This window comes from Flavobacterium sp. LHD-85, assembly GCF_030929595.1.
In the GTDB taxonomy this organism is placed as follows: Bacteria; Bacteroidota; Bacteroidia; order Flavobacteriales; family Flavobacteriaceae; genus Flavobacterium.
This window is the reverse complement of record NZ_JAVFVR010000001.1, coordinates 352,450-370,412: the sequence shown is the minus strand read 5'-3', so window position 1 is coordinate 370,412 and position 17,963 is coordinate 352,450. Positions and strand designations below refer to the sequence as shown.

General features: G+C 34.2%; 15 protein-coding genes. 1 reads left to right on the top strand and 14 read right to left on the bottom strand.

Going from position 1 to position 17,963, the window contains the following annotated elements; all coding sequences use genetic code 11:
• Nucleotides 1–74 precede the first annotated feature (74 nt).
• The 7 genes from RB618_RS01630 to RB618_RS01600 all read right to left on the bottom strand — a co-directional run bounded on the left by RB618_RS01630 (nt 75) and on the right by RB618_RS01600 (nt 8,303).
• Nucleotides 75–650 (bottom strand): Crp/Fnr family transcriptional regulator, encoded by a 576-nt coding sequence (locus tag RB618_RS01630; RefSeq protein WP_201998470.1) that lies wholly within the window; start codon nt 648–650, stop codon nt 75–77.
• Nucleotides 650–970: a DUF6370 family protein gene (locus tag RB618_RS01625; protein ID WP_008467236.1), complete on the bottom strand. Its 321-nt coding sequence runs from the start codon at nt 968–970 to the stop codon at nt 650–652. Before RB618_RS01625 ends, RB618_RS01630 begins: the two co-directional genes overlap by 1 nt.
• A gap of 190 nt (nt 971–1,160) precedes the next feature.
• Nucleotides 1,161–2,321 (bottom strand): formate-dependent phosphoribosylglycinamide formyltransferase, encoded by a 1,161-nt coding sequence (purT, locus tag RB618_RS01620; RefSeq protein WP_374121099.1) that lies wholly within the window; start codon nt 2,319–2,321, stop codon nt 1,161–1,163.
• A gap of 530 nt (nt 2,322–2,851) precedes the next feature.
• Nucleotides 2,852–4,720: a U32 family peptidase gene (locus tag RB618_RS01615; RefSeq protein ID WP_308067196.1), complete on the bottom strand. Its 1,869-nt coding sequence runs from the start codon at nt 4,718–4,720 to the stop codon at nt 2,852–2,854.
• A gap of 277 nt (nt 4,721–4,997) precedes the next feature.
• Complete coding sequence (locus RB618_RS01610) at nt 4,998–5,453, bottom strand: PA2169 family four-helix-bundle protein (protein WP_308067195.1); 456 nt, start codon at nt 5,451–5,453, stop codon at nt 4,998–5,000.
• 488 nt (nt 5,454–5,941) lie between these two features.
• Nucleotides 5,942–7,132 (bottom strand): pyridoxal phosphate-dependent aminotransferase, encoded by a 1,191-nt coding sequence (locus RB618_RS01605; RefSeq protein WP_308067194.1) that lies wholly within the window; start codon nt 7,130–7,132, stop codon nt 5,942–5,944.
• 73 nt (nt 7,133–7,205) lie between these two features.
• Entirely contained in the window at nt 7,206–8,303 is a 1,098-nt protein-coding gene (locus RB618_RS01600) for an acyl-CoA desaturase (RefSeq protein ID WP_308067193.1), read from the bottom strand.
• A gap of 107 nt (nt 8,304–8,410) precedes the next feature.
• Here RB618_RS01600 and rsmG point away from each other — a divergent pair, with 107 nt between their 5' ends.
• Nucleotides 8,411–9,040, top strand: a complete 630-nt coding sequence (gene rsmG / locus RB618_RS01595; RefSeq protein ID WP_308067192.1) for a 16S rRNA (guanine(527)-N(7))-methyltransferase RsmG — start codon at nt 8,411–8,413, stop codon at nt 9,038–9,040.
• A gap of 66 nt (nt 9,041–9,106) precedes the next feature.
• Here rsmG and RB618_RS01590 read toward each other — a convergent pair whose 3' ends face one another.
• From RB618_RS01590 to RB618_RS01560, 7 genes are all read right to left on the bottom strand, one after another.
• Nucleotides 9,107–9,838 carry a hypothetical protein gene (locus RB618_RS01590; RefSeq protein ID WP_308067191.1) on the bottom strand — a complete coding sequence of 244 codons (732 nt, stop codon included), beginning with the start codon at nt 9,836–9,838 and terminating at the stop codon, nt 9,107–9,109.
• A gap of 251 nt (nt 9,839–10,089) precedes the next feature.
• A complete protein-coding gene (pruA, locus tag RB618_RS01585; protein WP_308067190.1) occupies nt 10,090–11,715 on the bottom strand; it encodes an L-glutamate gamma-semialdehyde dehydrogenase in 1,626 nt (541 codons plus the stop codon).
• 154 nt (nt 11,716–11,869) lie between these two features.
• Nucleotides 11,870–12,256 (bottom strand): Co2+/Mg2+ efflux protein ApaG, encoded by a 387-nt coding sequence (apaG, locus tag RB618_RS01580; protein ID WP_008467225.1) that lies wholly within the window; start codon nt 12,254–12,256, stop codon nt 11,870–11,872.
• Between the two features lie 79 nt (nt 12,257–12,335).
• Nucleotides 12,336–13,589, bottom strand: coding sequence for a DUF5103 domain-containing protein (locus RB618_RS01575; protein ID WP_308067189.1), 1,254 nt, complete (start codon nt 13,587–13,589; stop codon nt 12,336–12,338).
• 75 nt (nt 13,590–13,664) lie between these two features.
• Nucleotides 13,665–16,568, bottom strand: coding sequence for a DEAD/DEAH box helicase (locus tag RB618_RS01570; protein WP_308067188.1), 2,904 nt, complete (start codon nt 16,566–16,568; stop codon nt 13,665–13,667).
• A 124-nt stretch (nt 16,569–16,692) separates the two neighbouring features.
• On the bottom strand, nt 16,693–17,466 hold the full coding sequence (locus RB618_RS01565; RefSeq protein ID WP_119789342.1) for a class I SAM-dependent methyltransferase: 774 nt from the start codon (nt 17,464–17,466) through the stop codon (nt 16,693–16,695).
• Between the two features lie 80 nt (nt 17,467–17,546).
• Nucleotides 17,547–17,921, bottom strand: coding sequence for a GxxExxY protein (locus RB618_RS01560; protein WP_308067187.1), 375 nt, complete (start codon nt 17,919–17,921; stop codon nt 17,547–17,549).
• Nucleotides 17,922–17,963 lie beyond the last annotated feature (42 nt).

Below are 17,963 nucleotides of genomic sequence, written 5' to 3'. Positions count from 1 at the left end.
AAATTCGTGAAAATTTGTGAAATTCGTGGCGAAAAAAAATCACTTTAATCTGTGAAATCTGTGGCAAAAAAACTTTATTTCTTTAAAAGACGAGCTTTCATTTTGCTAAAGAATTCTGGTGTTACCCCAATGAAAGAAGCGATTTGTTTTTGAGGAACTTTGTGAACCAATGTTCCGTATTTTTTAGTAAATTTTTCAAAACGCTCTTCCGCAGGCAAACTCAAGTTGTCCATTAATCGTTGCTGATTTGCTACTAAAGAGTTTTCAATTAAGATTCTGAAAAAACGTTCCAGTTTCGGAATTTCAAGATACAATTGCTCCTGATTTTCTTTGGATAAAGAAACCACTTCAGCTTCTTCTAAAACTTCAATAAAAAGTTGTCCTGGTTTTTGCGAAAAATAACTGTACATATCACTCATCCACCAGCCTTCGCAAGCAAAAGAAAGTACATGTTCTACAATATTATCGTTGATGTTGAAACTTCTTAAAATACCTGAATTTACAAAATAGGAATGTTTGCAGACTTCACCAGCGTTTAATAAAACCGTTTTGGCTTTGTAAGTGTTGGTTTCGAGTTTGGATAAAAAAAGCGCTTGTTCTTCTGGTGTCAGAGAAACGTGTTTAGCAATATTTTCTAGAATTAATGCCATTATTTTTTATCGTCGATTAAAGTAAATGAAGTTGCTTTGAATCTGTCTCCTTTGATCTCTCCCGTAACTAAAGCCTTGCTGATTGCGTTGCAGAAACCTTTTTCAGCGTGAGCATCACCGTGATCGTGAATTGTTGTTCCGTCAACGAAATATGATTTTCCATCAATACGAACGGCAAGATCACAGCTTTTGCCTTTCATTCCAAATTGACATTCTCCGCATGAAGCTTCAACGACTGTTGGTTTGTCAAATTTCTTTTTGTCTTGCGCTTGTACTGCGATTCCAATAAAAAGGAAAGTCGCTAAAAGTATATTTTTCATAGTTAAGAATTTATAGTTAATTTGTTGTGTGTATGTAAACACATAGAATCATAGTTCTGCTTTGTATATAAAGGCGTTTCACTTGTTTCAATGCACATAGCTATGTGTGAAAACTTGTTTTTTCTTTTCCCTTTTTTATTAGAATTAAAATCTATGTTTCTATGTGTTAAAGAAAATTTTTAATTTAATTCTACGAATTTACAATTATTAATTTTGTTGTTTCTTTGGCGCGTTCTGTTACTTCGTTAATTGGAGTCGAAAGTGTATCATGGCTTAAAACAACTCCCATTCTGCGGTAAGGTCTTGATGTCGGTTTTCCGAAAATTCTGAAATCGGTTTTTGGTAAAGCGGCTACTTTTTCGATTCCAGTAAAAGTTGGGTTTGCAGAATCTTCTGATGCCAAAATTACAGCACTTGCTCCAGCTTTTTCTAAAGTAATTTCGAAAATTGGAAGACTTAAAATGGCTCTTAAATGTAATTCGAATTCGTTGAAATTCTGAGTTCCAGCCAAAGTTACCATTCCGGTATCATGAGGACGAGGAGAAAGTTCAGAGAAATAAACGCCTTCATTTGTTAGGAAAAATTCAACGCCAAAAAGTCCAGCACCGCCAAGTGCTTCAGTAATTTTTTCGGCCATATCTTGAGCTTCATACAAATCTTTTTCTGAAACCAAAGCAGGCTGCCAGCTTTCCTGATAATCGCCACGTTCTTGTCTGTGTCCAATTGGAGCGCAAAACAAAGTTGGATTGTTATTTTGAGTAATCGTTAAAAGTGTAATTTCAGAATGGAAATTTACAAAAGCTTCTACAATAACTTCGATAACATCACCACGCGAACCTGCAACGGCATATTGCCACGCTTTTTCGATATCATTTTCTGTTTTGATAGTCGATTGCCCTTTTCCAGACGAAGACATTAAAGGTTTTACTACGCATGGAATTCCAACTGCCTGAACCGCTTTTTGAAGTTCTTCTGCAGATGTTGCGTATTCGTATTTTGCAGTTCTCAAACCAAGTTCTTTTGCGGCTAAATCACGAATAGCTTTACGATTCATGGTGAAGTTGGCCGCTTTCGCTGAAGGAACTACGGTAATTCCTTGTTTTTCGTAATCGTAAAAACGTTCAGTACGAATGGCTTCTATTTCGGGAACAATAAAATCAGGTTGGTGTTTGGCTACGATTCGGTCAAGTGCTTCGCCGTCGAGCATATTGATTACTTCAAAGCCGTGTGCGACTTGCATTGCTGGTGCGTTTTCGTAACTATCAACTGCAATTATGGTTTGTCCGATTCGTTGTGCGGCAATAACAAATTCTTTACCCAATTCGCCTGAACCGAGGAGTAGTATTTTCATTTTGGAGTAGTGTATTGTTTGAGTAGTAAATGTAGGGAAAAAGCTTTTAACCGCAAAGTTCGCAATCCCGATAGCTATCGGGAACGCAAAGAGCGCTAAGTTTTTGTTTTAAAGTTAAAAAAAGGCGCAGAGAATTTTTTACGCAGATTTTGCAGATTCAGGAGATTTAATTTTGTACTAGATTTTAGTTTTAAGACAAAGTAACCACACAGTTTGTCATTTCGAGGAACGAGAAATCTCCACGAGTAGCTCTATAAAGATTGGCTTATTGGAACGGAGTTACTTGCGAAGATTTCTCGTTCCTCGAAATGACAAGATTGTGTGTATATGAATACTGGAAAAACGAAAACTCTCTTATAAAACCGTTTGCGTGAGGGATAGAAGTGGAAAGCCCGGAGCCTGACGAAGGAAGTGCGAGGACTTGTAGCCGATAGCCCGACCCGGAGGGACACGCCCAAAATAAAAAGGTTCGCAAAGATTTTAAAATAATCTTTGCGAACCTTTGCGTAATTCTTTGCGCTTAAACTTTTTTAGTGAAAATGATCTTCTTCAATTTCAAATTCGGCATCTTTTTCCCAGATTTCCATTTCGCAGGGTTTGCAGTTGAATTTTAGTTTGTATTCCAATTCGCCCTGTTTTAAAACTAAAGGTTCTTTTACTTTAACGCCCACTATATCTTTTTGGTGAATCGGGCATTTTTTCAATTCGTATTTAATGCAATATTTGGTTGTCATTACACGAGATTTTCCTGGATCCCATTGCAATTCGAAAGCTTTTTCGATTTCAGTAACACCGTGACGTTCGTAGAATTTACGAGCGGTTTTGTTCGAAACATTGTACATGAAATCCAATTTGGTTTCTGGATATGGATGTGATGTTTTAACTAATTGGTGCTCTTCACGAACGTAATTTGCCAAACGAATTTCTGATAATTGTTCGAAAACATTTCTTCTCATTTCGTTGATTTTTGAAATAGGAAGGAACCAGTTCTCAGAGAACATAACATTGATTTCATCGGCGCTGTAAGGTGTAAAACCTGTTTTTGCCAATTGAACTTTGATGTTTTCTTCGATTGATTCGCCTGTTTTCGTTTTTTCTTTCGGATGCTCTAATTTTACTGTACTTACGTTTCCGTCTTCGTCGGTTGCGATTAACTCAAAACCGTTCTCGTTTTCGGTAAGTAATAAAGTAGTTCCGATTTTACGGATCGCACTGTCTTCTCTCTCTACAATTTTGATGAAAGCGGCGTCGTTATTTCTATAGATGAAAGTTCCGTCTTTGATTTCTTTTAAAACGTTTGGATAAACTTTTCCGTTTTCGGCTTTGTTTACGTAGATTCCGTCAGCTTCGTTATTTTCGTTGATGAAACAAAGTCCGTCACCGTTGTTTAATAATTCGCCGTTTTCGATTTCGTAAGCGTTTCCAACAGTTCTAATTAATTTACCGATATATTGACCTTTTGATTTTGGGCTTTCCCAAGAACCAATTGAGCTGTGTCTTTCGTTTACGAAATAATCAGTATAACCACGATTGAAAGTTCTGCTTAAAGTAGAATCGAAAGTATAGGTGCATTTTCCAGAAGAAGCTTTGATGTATTTATCGCTTCCTTCTAGATAGCTGTCTAATTTTTGACGTAGATAAGATACGTTGTTTTTAACATAAGCAACGTCTTTTAATCTTCCTTCAATTTTGAAAGAAACGATTCCCGCTTCAATTAAATTTGGAATCTGATCTGAAACGTCTAAATCTTTAATCGAAAGCAAGTGGCTGTTTCTGATTAAAGTATCTCCGTTTCCGTCGATTAAGTTATAAGGTAAACGGCAGTTTTGTGCACAAGAACCACGGTTGGCGCTACGTTCTCCGTTAGCGACGCTCATATAACAGTTTCCGCTAAATGAAACACATAAAGCTCCAGTTACGAAAAACTCTAATTCAACATCAGCTTCGTCGTATATTGTTTTAATTTGATGCAGGTTTAATTCACGTGCTAAAACTACACGTTTAATACCAGCGTCTTTTAAGAATTTAATTTTATCGGCATCACGATTATTGGCTTGTGTACTGGCGTGAAGTACGATAGGAGGCAAGTCCATTTCCATAATCGCCATGTCTTGGATAATCAAAGCATCTACGCCAATATCGTATAGTTCCCAAATCATAGCACGACAAGTTTCTAATTCATTGTCGTACAAAATGGTATTCATAACTACAAAAACCTGTGCGTTAAATAAGTGCGCGTATTTTACGAGTTCAGCAACATCTTCAATAGAGTTGTTGGCATTAGAACGTGCTCCAAATTGTGGTGCACCAATATATACAGCATCGCCACCACTATTTATGGCAGCGATTCCTCCAATTAAATCTCTAGCAGGAGCTAATATTTCGATTTTCTTCTTCATTTCTAAAACTTTAGACTTTTGTGGTATTCCCGAAAAAAAGTGTGCAAAGGTCTAATAAATTATTTGAGTTTGCTAGTGATGAAGCGATTTTTTTGAAATTGTTAACTTAATATGGAATGATGATAAGCGATAGTTGTTAATTCTGGTTTAATTATACTATAATTGGTTTGCCATTTTCCTGACGCCAGGAAAATGGTTTTGTGCTAATCTTTCAAACAAAAAAACCACCCGATCCGAAGACCGAGCAGTTTTCAAAAAAAAAGCATGAATCGATCGATTAATTTGCTCTCATTTTAATTTGTGATAAAGTATTTTGAATACTGTTTAATTGTTTTGAAATGATATACACTTGATCGTGTTCTAAATGATTTTCTTCGAGTGCTTTTTTGTATTTTTCAACAGCAGCTTCTTCACCTGTAATACAAGCATTTATAATAGATTCTGTGTCGCCGCCAGTAAATGCCGATTTAATATCAATCCAAGCGCGGTGTAGGGCTCCAAGCGGTCCACCACCAGAAGTGTCTGTAGATTTTCCTAGTTTGTTGATTAGATTTTGCAGTTCTATAATAAATAAGGCTCGCTCGCGGGCATATTCAAGAAAGTCGGTTTTCATGGCTGGATTTTCTACATGTTCGGCTGCATCTGTATATCCTAGTTTTCCATCTTCAAGAATTGAAATTAATCCTTCAAGAGTTTTAATGGTTTCATGTGTGGTTTCTTCCGTATGTATCATGACATATAATTTTTGAAATTAATATGTTACAAAGTTTGCAATTTATTAAGTGCTTTGTTTTACAGAATTACAATCGTGGTTTTATAATATTGTAGAATGGGAATTTTGAAACTGTTTTTTGTTTCAATTGCCTCCAGCTTTAGCTGGAGGAAGTAAAATGAATCAAGTAAGTGGCTTTAGCCGAATGCATAGTTTGGCTAAAGCCTATATAGAAGTTTAATTATAACCTCCAGCTGAAGCGGGAGGCAATTGAACCAGATATTGTTTTCTTTTGAAAACGAATTTTTCTCGTTTACGGTTTGCGTGAGGGATAGAAGTGGAAAGCCCACAGCCTGACGAAGGAAGTGCGAGGACTTGTAGCTGATAGCCTCCCGATAGCTATCGGGACAGGCTCATGCCCAAAATAACTTCATAAAAAAAACAGCTTAAAGTATAAAAGTGATGAAACTTTTGAACCTTAAGCCGTTTTAATAAACTTTCGAATATTTTTATGCAGTCAAAGCTTCTTTGATTCTGCGTAATGCTTCTTTTAAAATATCGTTGCTTGTTGCATAAGAGAAACGAATACAGTTTGGATTTCCGAAAGCGTCTCCAGTTACTGTTGCAACATTAGCTTCAGCTAAAAGATACATAGAAACGTCATTTGCATCTTTAATTTCGTGTCCTTTTAAAGTTTTTCCGAAGAAAGATGAAACGTCTGGGAATACATAGAATGCACCTTCTGGAACGTTGATTTTTACTCCAGGAATTTCTTTTAATAATCCAACCACTAAATCTCTACGTCCGTGGAAAGCCTCAACCATGTGGTTTAAAACGCTTGGATCAGCATCTACTGCAGTGATTGTAGCGCGTTGAGCCACAGAATTTGCTCCAGAAGTTACTTGTCCTTGAATTTTTGTACATGCTTTTGCAATAAATTCAGGAGCTCCGATATAACCAATTCTGTATCCTGTCATAGCAAATGCTTTTGCAACTCCGTTTACAGTGATTGTTTTTTCTAACATTCCTGGGATTGAACCAATGCTGCAGAAAGTTCCCGAGAAATTGATGTGCTCATAAATTTCATCTGAAACTACATAAATATTTGGGTGTTTTTCTAGAACTTTTGCTAATGCTGTTAATTCTTCTCTGCTGTAAACAGATCCTGAAGGATTACATGGAGAAGAGAACCACATCATTTTTGTTTTTGGTGTGATTGCCGCTTCTAATTGCTCTGGTGTCATTTTGAAATCTGTTTCAACTGAAGTTGGAACTTCAACTGGAACTCCGCCAGAAAGTTTTACGATTTCGAAATAAGAAACCCAGTAAGGTGCTGGTAAAATAACTTCGTCACCCTCGTTTAACATTACTTGTGCAATGTTGTATAATGATTGTTTTGCTCCTGTAGAAACTACGATTTGAGTTGGTTTGTACTCTAAATTATTGTCTCTTTTGAATTTTCTGCAAATTGCTTCTCTTAATTCTAAGTAACCTTCTACTGGAGAATAAGTGCTATAATTTTCGTTTACTGCTTTTATTACTGCTTCTTTAATGAAGTCTGGTGTGTTGAAGTCAGGTTCCCCTAAACTTAAGCTGATAATGTCTTTTCCTTGTGCTTTTAATTCTCTTGCCAAAGCGGCCATTGCTAAAGTTTGCGATGTCGCAAGGTTGTTGATTCTGTCCGAAAGAATATGATTCATTATAAAATTTTTGATGTCCTTAATTTGCTGTCAATTAAGGAAGGTTAATTATTAATAGATTTTTTTCTAGTTTCTAAACTGATAATTCAGGTTTCATTCCTAAATTGCGTAAATGCTTAAAGTGAGCAACAACGGCACTTCGCATTGTTTTGTATTCGTAATAAGGCAAGTTGCATTCTTTTGCTGTTTCTTTTACGATTTTTGCAATTTTACCATAATGAATATGACTGATATTTGGAAAAATATGATGTTCGATTTGATGATTCAATCCGCCAGTATACCAGTTTACAATTGCATTTTTAGGAGCAAAGTTAGTTGTGGTGTACAATTGGTGAATCGCCCAAGTATTATCCATTTCTCCTAAATCATTTGGAGTTGGATTTGTAGTATGGTCAACTACGTGTGCTAATTGAAAAACTATACTTAAGATTAATCCGGCTGTGTAGTGCATTGCAAAAAAGCCAACAAGTACTTTCCACCAAGTAATTCCAATTACAATTGGTAAAACAATCCAGATTGAAACATAAATCATTTTAGTAATGATAAGTGTTGTCCATAAAATTTTTGGATTTTTTGGCTCACCATAAGATAGTTTTCTCTTTAAATAGTTTCTCATCTGCTTAAAGTCGGTTGTTAAAGCCCAATTGAAAGTCAGTAAACCGTATAAGAAAACAGAGTAGTAATGTTGAAAACGGTGAAAACGATGCCATTCAGCATGTTCTGTAAAACGAATAATCCTTCCTGCATCTAAATCCTCGTCATGCCCTGGAATATTAGTATAAGTATGATGCAATACATTATGCTGTACTTGCCAGTTGTAGACATTTCCGGCCAAAACGTAGATTGTACCACCCATAAATTTATTGATCCAACTTTTAGTAGAGTAGGAACCATGGTTACCATCGTGCATTACGTTCATTCCAACACCAGCCATTCCTACGCCCATTACAACAGATAATAATAGCATTAGCCAAAATGGCATTTCGAGAGTAAGAATTAAAAAATATGGAGTTAGAAAAACAGCAAATAGAATAACAGCTTTTAAGTGTAACTTCCAGTTTCCGGTTTTCTTGATATTATTTTCTTTAAAGTAATTGTTAACGCGAGAGTTAAGCGTTCTAAAAAACTTTAAATTGTCTTGCCGTGCAAAAGTTGGAGCCGTGTTATTCATAATTAATTTAAATAGGTTTCAAAGGTAATTATTATAAATTCTCAATTTGCAAAATTGAGTTAAATATTTCAATCGTAAAGTAGTACTTTTGTTAAAAATTTACAGCAATGGATGAGATATTGAAATATTTTCCCAATTTGACCGATCTTCAAATCGAACAGTTTCAAAAATTAGACTTTTTATACCACGATTGGAATGAAAAAATCAATGTTATTTCGCGCAAAGACATTGATTCATTATATACAAAACACATTTTACATTCATTAGGAATTGCTAAAATCATGAAATTCGAGCCTGGAGCAACAGTTTTGGATGTTGGAACAGGCGGTGGATTTCCTGGTATTCCGTTAGCAATTCTTTTTCCTGAAACCCGTTTTTATTTGATTGATGTTATAACAAAAAAAATAAAAGTGGTTCAAGGCGTTGTTGATGCACTTGAGCTAAAGAACGTAAAAGCAGAACAAAAACGCGCTGAATTGGTAAAGGGTGATTTCGACTTTATTGTAAGCCGTGCCGTGACCAATATGCCGGATTTTGTTTCGTGGATTAAAGACAAAATCAAGAAACAGCATAAACACATGTTGAAAAATGGAATACTATATTTAAAAGGGGGTGATCTAACAGAAGAACTAAAAGATTTTCCTAATGCGACTTTGTATGATTTGGCAGAAATATTCGATGACGAATTTTTTGAAACAAAGAAAGTGGTTCATCTTCCTTTAAAATTTAAACCTTAAATAATAAATAACCCGATTGGAAAATTCTACTCGGGTTATTTTTTTGAACAATGCTAAAGTTTAAAATTATGAAGCCTTTTTAGGAAGATTTATAAAGCTGTTTGCTTTACAATCTAAATTATCAATAAAAGCATGAATAGCATCTTCTGAAGCTTCCGCAGAGTATTTGAATTTTTCATCGAAGAAAAACTCTCTGCAAATTACAGGCTCGTTTGAAGAGTTGTATATGGCTTCATCAGTTTCATCTAAAGCATCATTTTTGTATGGATTAGGATGTGAGCGAGTTAAGTTGATGATGGTGTGGGCAAACCAATTGTCGAAGTTTTTCTTTTTTGGCGTAATATGACGTGCCAATAATACCAATCCTACAAGGTCATTTTGCAAAAAGTAAGAACCTTTACGATATCTTACATCTATCAGTCTCACATTCATTAATGCAATCCAAAGCGCACCATTTACAGAGCCAGTTGCGGGTACTTCAAAATCGGTATCAAATAATAAAGGATTTGTTTGCTCACGATTGCTAATAGAGCACCAAAGTGCTTCAATACGTTTTTGCGTGTCATTAGTTGTTTGAGTATAACCTGTAAAACGCCAGTAAACCCATTCTAGTAATGCCGCCGTTAGACCTATAGAACCTTTATGATTTATTTGCATTAAGGCTTCTTCAAGGTCTTCATTTCCTTCTATAGGATCTAAAAGATTATTTATTTTCTTTTTTGTCCATTTATAATCAATGGGATGTCCAATACTTCTAGATTCCATAATAACTTTAGGAACATTGTTTAAATTTCTCATACTTATGCTGTTAATTTATTGCAACTTTTAATATCGGAACAAAAGTAGGAGGATGAGTTTTTTTGAATGGGAAAAAAAAGTTTTAAAAGTATCAAAATAAGGTATTTAAAACTTTTAAAGTATTGATTTTTAAATAAATAAGAAAAGTATTACAAAATATTTAAAATACTATTGTAATTAAAAGCAAAAAGCCAATCTTCAAAGAGGATTGGCCTTTTATATATAGTCAGATTTATAACTTTTAAATTAGATTAACCTAAGAAAGGATATCTGTAATCTTCAGGAGTTACAAATGTTTCTTTGATAGTTCTTGGAGAAGCCCAACGTAATAAGTTCAATGCAGAACCTGCTTTATCGTTAGTTCCAGAAGCTCTTGCTCCACCAAATGGTTGCATTCCTACAACAGCTCCAGTTGGTTTGTCATTGATGTAGAAGTTACCAGCAGAGTTTTGCAATTTAGTAGTAGCTACTTCAATAGCGTAACGATCTTGGCTAAATACAGCTCCTGTTAAAGCGTACTCAGATGTAGTGTCAACTAATTCAAGAGTTTCTTCCCATTTCGCATCTTCGTAAACATAAATAGTGATAACTGGTCCGAACAACTCAGTTTCCATTGTAGTATATTTAGGATTTGTAGTTACAATAACTGTTGGCTCAATAAAGTAACCTACAGATTTATCATAGTTTCCTCCAACGATAATTTCAGCGTCAGCATCTTTTTTAGCTTGGTCAATATAACTTGCTAATTTATCAAAAGAACCTTCGTGGATTACTGCTGTAATGAAATTTCCAAAATCTTCTGGAGACCCCATTTTCATAGATTTTACATCAGCAACTAACTGTTCTTTTACAGCTGGCCATAAACTTTGTGGAATATAAGCTCTAGAAGCTGCAGAACATTTTTGTCCTTGGAATTCGAAAGCTCCACGAGTAATTCCTGTAACTACTTGTTTTACATTTGCGCTTGGGTGAGCGATGATAAAATCTTTACCTCCTGTTTCACCAACAATTCTTGGGTATGTTTTGTAATTGTGAATGTTTGCACCAATTTTAGCCCAAATATCTTTAAATACATGAGTTGATCCTGTAAAGTGAACACCAGCAAAATCACGGCTAGCTAAAACAGTATCTGTAATCATTAAAGCATCTCCAAAAACTACGTTGATAACTCCATCAGGAACTCCAGCTTCTTTGAAAACTTCTAAGATAATTTTTGTAGAAAACACTTGGCTATCACTTGGTTTCCAAACCACAACGTTACCCATCATTGCAGCACTTGCAGGAAGGTTTGCAGCGATTGCAGTAAAGTTGAAAGGAGTAATTGCGTAAACAAAACCTTCAAGAGGTCTGTATTCTACACGGTTCCAAACTGAAGAATCAGATTTTGGCTGATCGTTGTAGATTTGAGTCATAAACTCAACATTGTAACGTAAAAAGTCGATTAATTCGCAAGAAGCATCAATTTCTGCTTGGTGAATATTTTTAGACTGACCAATCATTGTAGCAGCGTTAATGCGAGCTCTGTATGGTCCAGCGATAAGTTCAGCAGCTTTTAAGAAAATTGCAGCACGCTGTTCCCATGCTAAGTTTGCCCATGCTTTTCTTGATTCAAGTGCATTTGCAATTGCTTTTTCGATATGTTGTTTTTCAGCTAAATGGTATTTTCCAACAACGTGTTTGTGATCGTGTGGAGCTGTAATGTTTCTTGTATTTCCAGTTCTAATTTCTTCGTTTCCAATATATAAAGGAACGTCAATTTGAGAATTCCACATTGTGGTATAAGCAGCCTGTACAGCAGCTTTTTCTGGTGAGTTTGGTGCGTAGCTCTTTACAGGCTCGTTTACCGCTTTTGGTACATGAAAAAATCCTTTAAGCATGTTATTTAAAATTTTGTGAATTAGACAATTTAAAGTTAGACGATTTGTTTTGTTACGAATAATCTAATGCTGCACAAAAGTACAAAGGATAAATTAATAAATTGACAATTTTATGATTAAGATAACGATAAAAGCAATAGTTGTAAACTATATCTTAATTTAATGCAAAAGGAGCACACATTCTAAAAGTAGGAACAATTACTTTGAATGTTTTTGTAGTAGTAAAATTGATCATGTTGAAATGACCTTTCATTGCGCCGTAAGGAGACGATAATAAACAGCCAGAACTGTAAGTATGGTTTTCACCAGGTTTTAAAACTGGTTTTTTACCAATTACACCTTCACCATCTACAACTTCTAAATCGTTTAAAGAATCAAAAATTTCCCAATGGCGAGAAGTTAATTGTACAGAATCTTTACTATGATTTTCGATGGTAACTACGTAGCTAAAAGCAAAATGAATCTTGTAGTTTTTGAAGTATGTACCTTCAAAACTAGTCAAAACAGATATTTTTATGCCTCGTGTAATTTGAGAAACCATACTAACGCCGTATATATGTGAGTGTTATAGAGGCAAAGCTACGAAAAAAAATCGTTTAAACTAAAACCTTAACATTGTTTTAATTGACTATATTGATAGAGTTTGCATTTCCTTTTCCAATAACACGCTGATAACGATCGGTTGCTTCTTTGTAATACACCAAGATGGTGTACTCGTTTTCAGTCTGATAAAAGTTTCCGTCAATGGCATTTTCAAAATCAACTACGCCTTTTTTATCTGCAACGGTATACTGAAAATTAGTAAAACCTTGCTTGATCATAATGGCTTTTTCAAAAACTCCTTTGTCGTTATTGTAATCCATTTTGTATTCTGGAGAAAGACTGTAATTGTTAAACATTCCTGAAATATAAATGTCTTTGTTCATTCTAAAAGCAGGAGCAGAAAGGGTAAAATAAACCCAAGCATAATCGGCTTCAATATCATTGTTGGAACCGTTGATGTTCTTAACAACAAAATTTCCGTTTACATCTTCATAATTAGTATAAATCTGATTTCCTCTTGCGGCATTGGTGTACAAAAACGCATTGTAAATGTCATTGCTTGAGCCTATTTTGGCTACATTATTACTGGCAGCTCTAATGTCTTTGTTTTCAAAATACAAAAACTCATTTCCGCCCCAAAACTGGGTTTCTTTATCATATTTATAAACTAGCTGATTGCCAATAGTATATTGAGGAACAATATTTTTTATCTCGGTATGAAAATTTCCGTTTTGCAGTAAAAGCACTTTTACATTTTGCAATGGAGTTTGAAACGCAATATCATTGGATAAAATAGCAAAATCTAAGTTCTGCTTGTAATCAATATTACTCAGATTACGACTCCTTTTTACTTGTATTCCAACGGTACAATGATTTTCATGCAAAATAAATTTTCTTGAGAAAACGAGTTCTCTATCTTCATTTAAAATTCGTAGCATGTAATTGCCAGAAATCTTCAGTAGCTGCGTAAACTGATTGGGGAAAGAAAGTCTATAATGCGTATATACCTGCAGTGTATTGAACGAATTAGAAAAATCTGTAATTCTTTGGTTATCCATTCCGAAAATATAATCTGTTTTTGGAATATCTGTTGGAAACCAGTTATAATCGCAATGGATAACTTCGAAGTAGTAATTGGCTTCATTACCAAACAAATCATCAAATTGAAAGGTAAATGGAGAACCTAATTCGAAAATTGGTGCAACATTACTGCCATTCTGAATAAAAGAGACAGTTTTGATATTGTAAGGAGGGTCAATTTCTTTTTCTTGAGCTTTCGCTAAAGTGAAAATAAAAAGGAAAATAAAGCTTGTATATAAAAATTTTGGCATCGTATTTCGTTGTAAGATTTGTAAATATAACAATTTTATACAACGAAAAAGATGCCAATCTATTGGGTTTAACAATTAAGAGCCCAAAATATACTCTAAGTTACCTTCAATTTCATCATTAATATAACTTTCTTCTAAAAGTGAGTCAGACAATAATTTTTTGTTTTCCTGCAGTTTGATGATTTTTTCCTCAACTGTGTTTTTCGAAATAAATCGAATTACGTTTACTTTATTCATTTGCCCAATTCTATGTGCTCGGCCAACACCTTGTTTTTCGGCAAAAGGATTCCACCAAGGATCTAAGAATAAAACATAAGAAGCTTTTGTAATATTCAAACCAACTCCGCCAGCTTTTAGTGAAATAAAGAATAACAGCGGATTTTCTTTTTCCTGAAATATCTTCACTTGCTGTTCTCTTTTGTCTGCAGGCGTTTCTCCAGTAATTTCACAAAACTCGATTTTGTTTTCTTTACACCAATCAGTATAGAAATTCAAATTGGTAACAAATGAACTGAAAATAATTACTTTCTGTTTTGCTTTGACTAAATTTTCAAGATAATTAGTAACGGCAATGAATTTTCCAGAATCAATTTCAGATTCCTGATCGACCATTTTTGGGTGATTACTCAATTGGCGCAATTTCATCAAAGTATTGATAATGCTGATTTTGTCTGGAGATCCGTCTGTTTTGAGCAAGAAATTACGAGCTTTAGATTTTTCTTTTTCGTATAGTTTTTCCTGTTCAGGATCCATATCGCAATAATAAATCTGCTCTGTCAATTCAGGAAGATCTTTTAAAACCTGCTCTTTGGTTCTTCTTAAAATATAGGGAGCGATGAGGTTTTTTAATTCGGATAAAACTTCTTCATTCTGTTTCTTCTCAATCGGATTTTTAAAATTTTCCATGAAAAAAGCATAACTTCCTAAAATCTCCGGATTGATAAACTGCATTTGTGACCATAAATCGTCAAGCGAATTTTCGATCGGTGTACCGCTCAAAGCGATTTTATGTCCGGTGCTTATTTTATTTATGGCTTTAAAAATCTTAGAATTTTTGTTTTTGATGTATTGGCTTTCGTCCAAAATCAAATAACGGAAATCGTATTTTTCTAAAATAGAAATATCTCTGTGAATGATGCTGTAACTTGTAAAAATCAAATCGGTTGAATTGATTCTGCTTGCTAATGATTTTCTGTCATTTCCAACATATTGCATTTTCGAAAAGTGAGGTGTAAACTTTCCGGCTTCATTAAACCAGTTAAAAACTAACGAGGAAGGAAGAACAATCAAAGCTTTAAGAGGTTCCCTTTCTATAGTGGTTTCGTTGGCAAATAAATCAAAATTGGTAGTTTTGGTGGTAAAACCTAATTGTTCTTGCACCGAAACCAAAACGGATAAAGTTTGCAAGGTTTTTCCAAGTCCCATATCATCAGCCAGACATGCGCCCATGTTGGAATTGAAATGCCCTAATAGCCATTTTACTCCATCAACTTGATACGGTCTTAAAGTTGCCTTTATTAAATCTGAAGCTGTAAATTCAGCTTGATGAATTTGATCTAAATCACTGTCAATTTCTGAAATTCCGTCAAGAGCCGTAAAGTTGCTTTTACGTAAAAGCAATACGCCATTTTCTGCTTTAGCCAATTTCGCCAAAGAACCATATTTACTAAACCATTCTAGCGGAATCAAAAAGTAGTTTCCATCAGGCAATGCAAAAAGTCTTTCTTTGCTTTTTATGTTTGGAATAATCTCACTGAAATTGATTTTATAATTTCCAACCGTGATGATGATTTTAATATCAAACCAATCTCCAGTTGTTTCTTTAGAAGCAGAAATGGTATGGCTTTCAGTGATGATTTCTTTGCTTTCCAGTTTTAGATTTTCAATTTTGAAACCAAGCTCCTTCAGTTTTTCTTTATTATCGATAATCAATTGAATATTGATATAAGGATCTGTACTTTCAACATCAGAATTTAATCCAAACAATTCATTTTTGATTATTTCTAAACCAATTTCGGAAAGTTTTTCGATGTATAAATTTTCACCAGCACTTCGTTTAAACTGAATTATTCGTGGCTCGTTTGCTACGCTAAAATCTACAAACGAATGTGTTTTTTTAGTTTTGCTTCCGTCAAAAATATATCCGTTATAATCAAAATAAAGATTGAGATAATAACAGTTTTTAAAGAAATCAAATATAGGCTGAATTGTACAGGAAGCAATTTGATCTCGAAGTTCGATTTCAAAACCATTGGCTTCAATGTCAATTTTTTTAGCAATTTCCGGAATGAAATTTTTAAAATAATCATCGACCAATTTTGAAGGAATCTCGATTGATTTTTTCTTTAAAAAAGGGGTTAGTTTTTTACCGTTCAGCTCTTTTAATTGTCCTAGTTTTTTATTGACAATCAGCCAGCCTGGTTCATCAGAAAGAATCTCAACTTTATTATCCATTGGTAGAAATGTAGTTTCATTTTCTTTTAATGATAGGGTATAAGTGATTCCTTCAGAATGTTTGTCGAATTGAATCTGCGGTTCAAAATCTAGAGGATCGATGCTGACTCTTGAACGATAAAAATCCTTTTCTGGTCCTAAATTAAGAGATAGTGGGTATTGTTCTTGAACAATTAGACTGTAAAACGGACTTAAATTAATTTTTAAATGCTGACGAATGGCAAAATCAATTTTCGAGTCTTTCTGTAAATCAGCAATCGTCTTCGCTGATTTTACTTTTGCGCTAAATTTTTTAAATACAAACTCAGGTTTTAAAGATTCGCAAATAGCAAGAATCTTTTTTGAATTGTGATCTAAAGTTTCATGATCAACGCCAAAACTCTCAAGCACGCCTTTGGTTGCTTTTTTGTCAAGATATTTGATTTCGCTTGTATTTTCGACAATATACGCTGTTGGGATATAGGCATTGAGATTTTTTTCAAAACTGATATCAAAGCAGAACTGAAAGGATTTTGTAGGTTCCAAGGTTTAGGGATTTGGTTAGGCTTGTAATTTAGATTTTGGCAAAAAAAATAAAAGGAGTTTTCAAATTATTACTATTCTGAAAACTCCTTTTAGATGAACTTATATCACTTATATGGTGAAAAAGTTAGTTTTCCTGTTTAAAGCAAAGCGGAATAATCTCGCCTTTTGCTAAACAGTATTTTTCAACCAATTCTGGTGCAATTTTATTGGTGTAATCTTCTTCAATTACAATAAATCCAATGCTTCTTAATTTATCGAAATAATCGCGTCCGTAAACACGAACATGATCGTATTGTCCGAAGATTTTTGCGCGTTCTTTCTGGTCTGTAATCGAATCATCAGCAAAAGTAACTTCGCGAGATAAATCCTGAGGAATCTGTAAAATTGCCATTCCGCCAGGTTTTAAAACTCTGTATAATTCCTGCATTGCTTTTGTGTCATCTGGAATATGCTCTAAAACGTGATTGCATAAAATAACGTCATATTCATTGTCTTTGAAAGGCAAATTGCAGATATCTGCTTTTACATCTGCCAAAGGCGAAAGCAAATCAGTTGTAGTGTAATCTAAGTTTTTTTGCTTGCGAAATCTCTTGTAGAAAGCTTGTTCCGGAGCAAAATGCAATACTTTTTTTGGTGCTGTAAAAAAATCAGTCTGATCGTTTAAATACAGCCAAAGTAAACGGTGTCTCTCTAGAGAAAGTGTGCTTGGAGAAAGTACATTATTACGCTGTTTTCCGTATCCGTAAGGCAAAAACGATTTAAAGCTTTTTCCGTCAATTGGATCTGTAAATTTATCTCCTTTTAAAGAGAAAGCTAAAATTGGACGCGCCACATAACTCAAACGAATTAATATTGGACGCGGGATTGTATTTAAAACTAATTTGAAAAGTTTTTTCACAGTTAAATAAATTTGAACACGAATTTCACAGATTGCCACGAATTATCGTTGTGGTGAAATTTCACGAACTTTGATTTGGGTTATAATATTATTCTTTTGTACTTAAGGCTGTCTTCTCCAAAATTGACTAATAAACCAAGTTTGTTTTTTGATGCAGCCAAATAATTTAATGTTTGTTTTATCTCACTTGTTGTCAATGATGTAATTGCTTTAAGTTCTAAAATAATTTCATCAAAAATTACAAAATCTGCAAAATAGTAACTCGGTAATATAATGTCTTTATAAGTGATATTATATCTTAATTCTCGATTATAAGGAATTTCATTTCGTTTAAATTCATATTCTAAAGCATCACCATAAACCTTTTCACTATGTCCTTTTCCTAGAATTTTATGGACTTCCATACAAATCCCAATAATTTTATAGGATTCTTCTTTTAAATACAAATCACTCATTCTTCATTTTTTCATTTCTGTGAAATTTCGACAAAATATATT

Excerpts from the sequence above, each read along its gene's own strand:
- pruA (WP_308067190.1), bottom strand. The coding sequence starts at position 11,715 with ATGCTTAAAGGATTTTTTCATGTACCAAAAGCGGTAAACGAGCCTGTA.
- RB618_RS01560 (WP_308067187.1), bottom strand. The coding sequence starts at position 17,921 with ATGAGTGATTTGTATTTAAAAGAAGAATCCTATAAAATTATTGGGATT.
- apaG (WP_008467225.1), bottom strand. The coding sequence starts at position 12,256 with ATGGTTTCTCAAATTACACGAGGCATAAAAATATCTGTTTTGACTAGT.
- RB618_RS01625 (WP_008467236.1), bottom strand. The coding sequence starts at position 970 with ATGAAAAATATACTTTTAGCGACTTTCCTTTTTATTGGAATCGCAGTA.
- RB618_RS01590 (WP_308067191.1), bottom strand. The coding sequence starts at position 9,838 with ATGAGAAATTTAAACAATGTTCCTAAAGTTATTATGGAATCTAGAAGT.
- RB618_RS01630 (WP_201998470.1), bottom strand. The coding sequence starts at position 650 with ATGGCATTAATTCTAGAAAATATTGCTAAACACGTTTCTCTGACACCA.
- RB618_RS01605 (WP_308067194.1), bottom strand. The coding sequence starts at position 7,132 with ATGAATCATATTCTTTCGGACAGAATCAACAACCTTGCGACATCGCAA.
- purT (WP_374121099.1), bottom strand. The coding sequence starts at position 2,321 with ATGAAAATACTACTCCTCGGTTCAGGCGAATTGGGTAAAGAATTTGTT.
- RB618_RS01610 (WP_308067195.1), bottom strand. The coding sequence starts at position 5,453 with ATGATACATACGGAAGAAACCACACATGAAACCATTAAAACTCTTGAA.
- rsmG (WP_308067192.1), top strand. The coding sequence starts at position 8,411 with ATGGATGAGATATTGAAATATTTTCCCAATTTGACCGATCTTCAAATC.
- RB618_RS01575 (WP_308067189.1), bottom strand. The coding sequence starts at position 13,589 with ATGCCAAAATTTTTATATACAAGCTTTATTTTCCTTTTTATTTTCACT.
- RB618_RS01600 (WP_308067193.1), bottom strand. The coding sequence starts at position 8,303 with ATGAATAACACGGCTCCAACTTTTGCACGGCAAGACAATTTAAAGTTT.
- RB618_RS01615 (WP_308067196.1), bottom strand. The coding sequence starts at position 4,720 with ATGAAGAAGAAAATCGAAATATTAGCTCCTGCTAGAGATTTAATTGGA.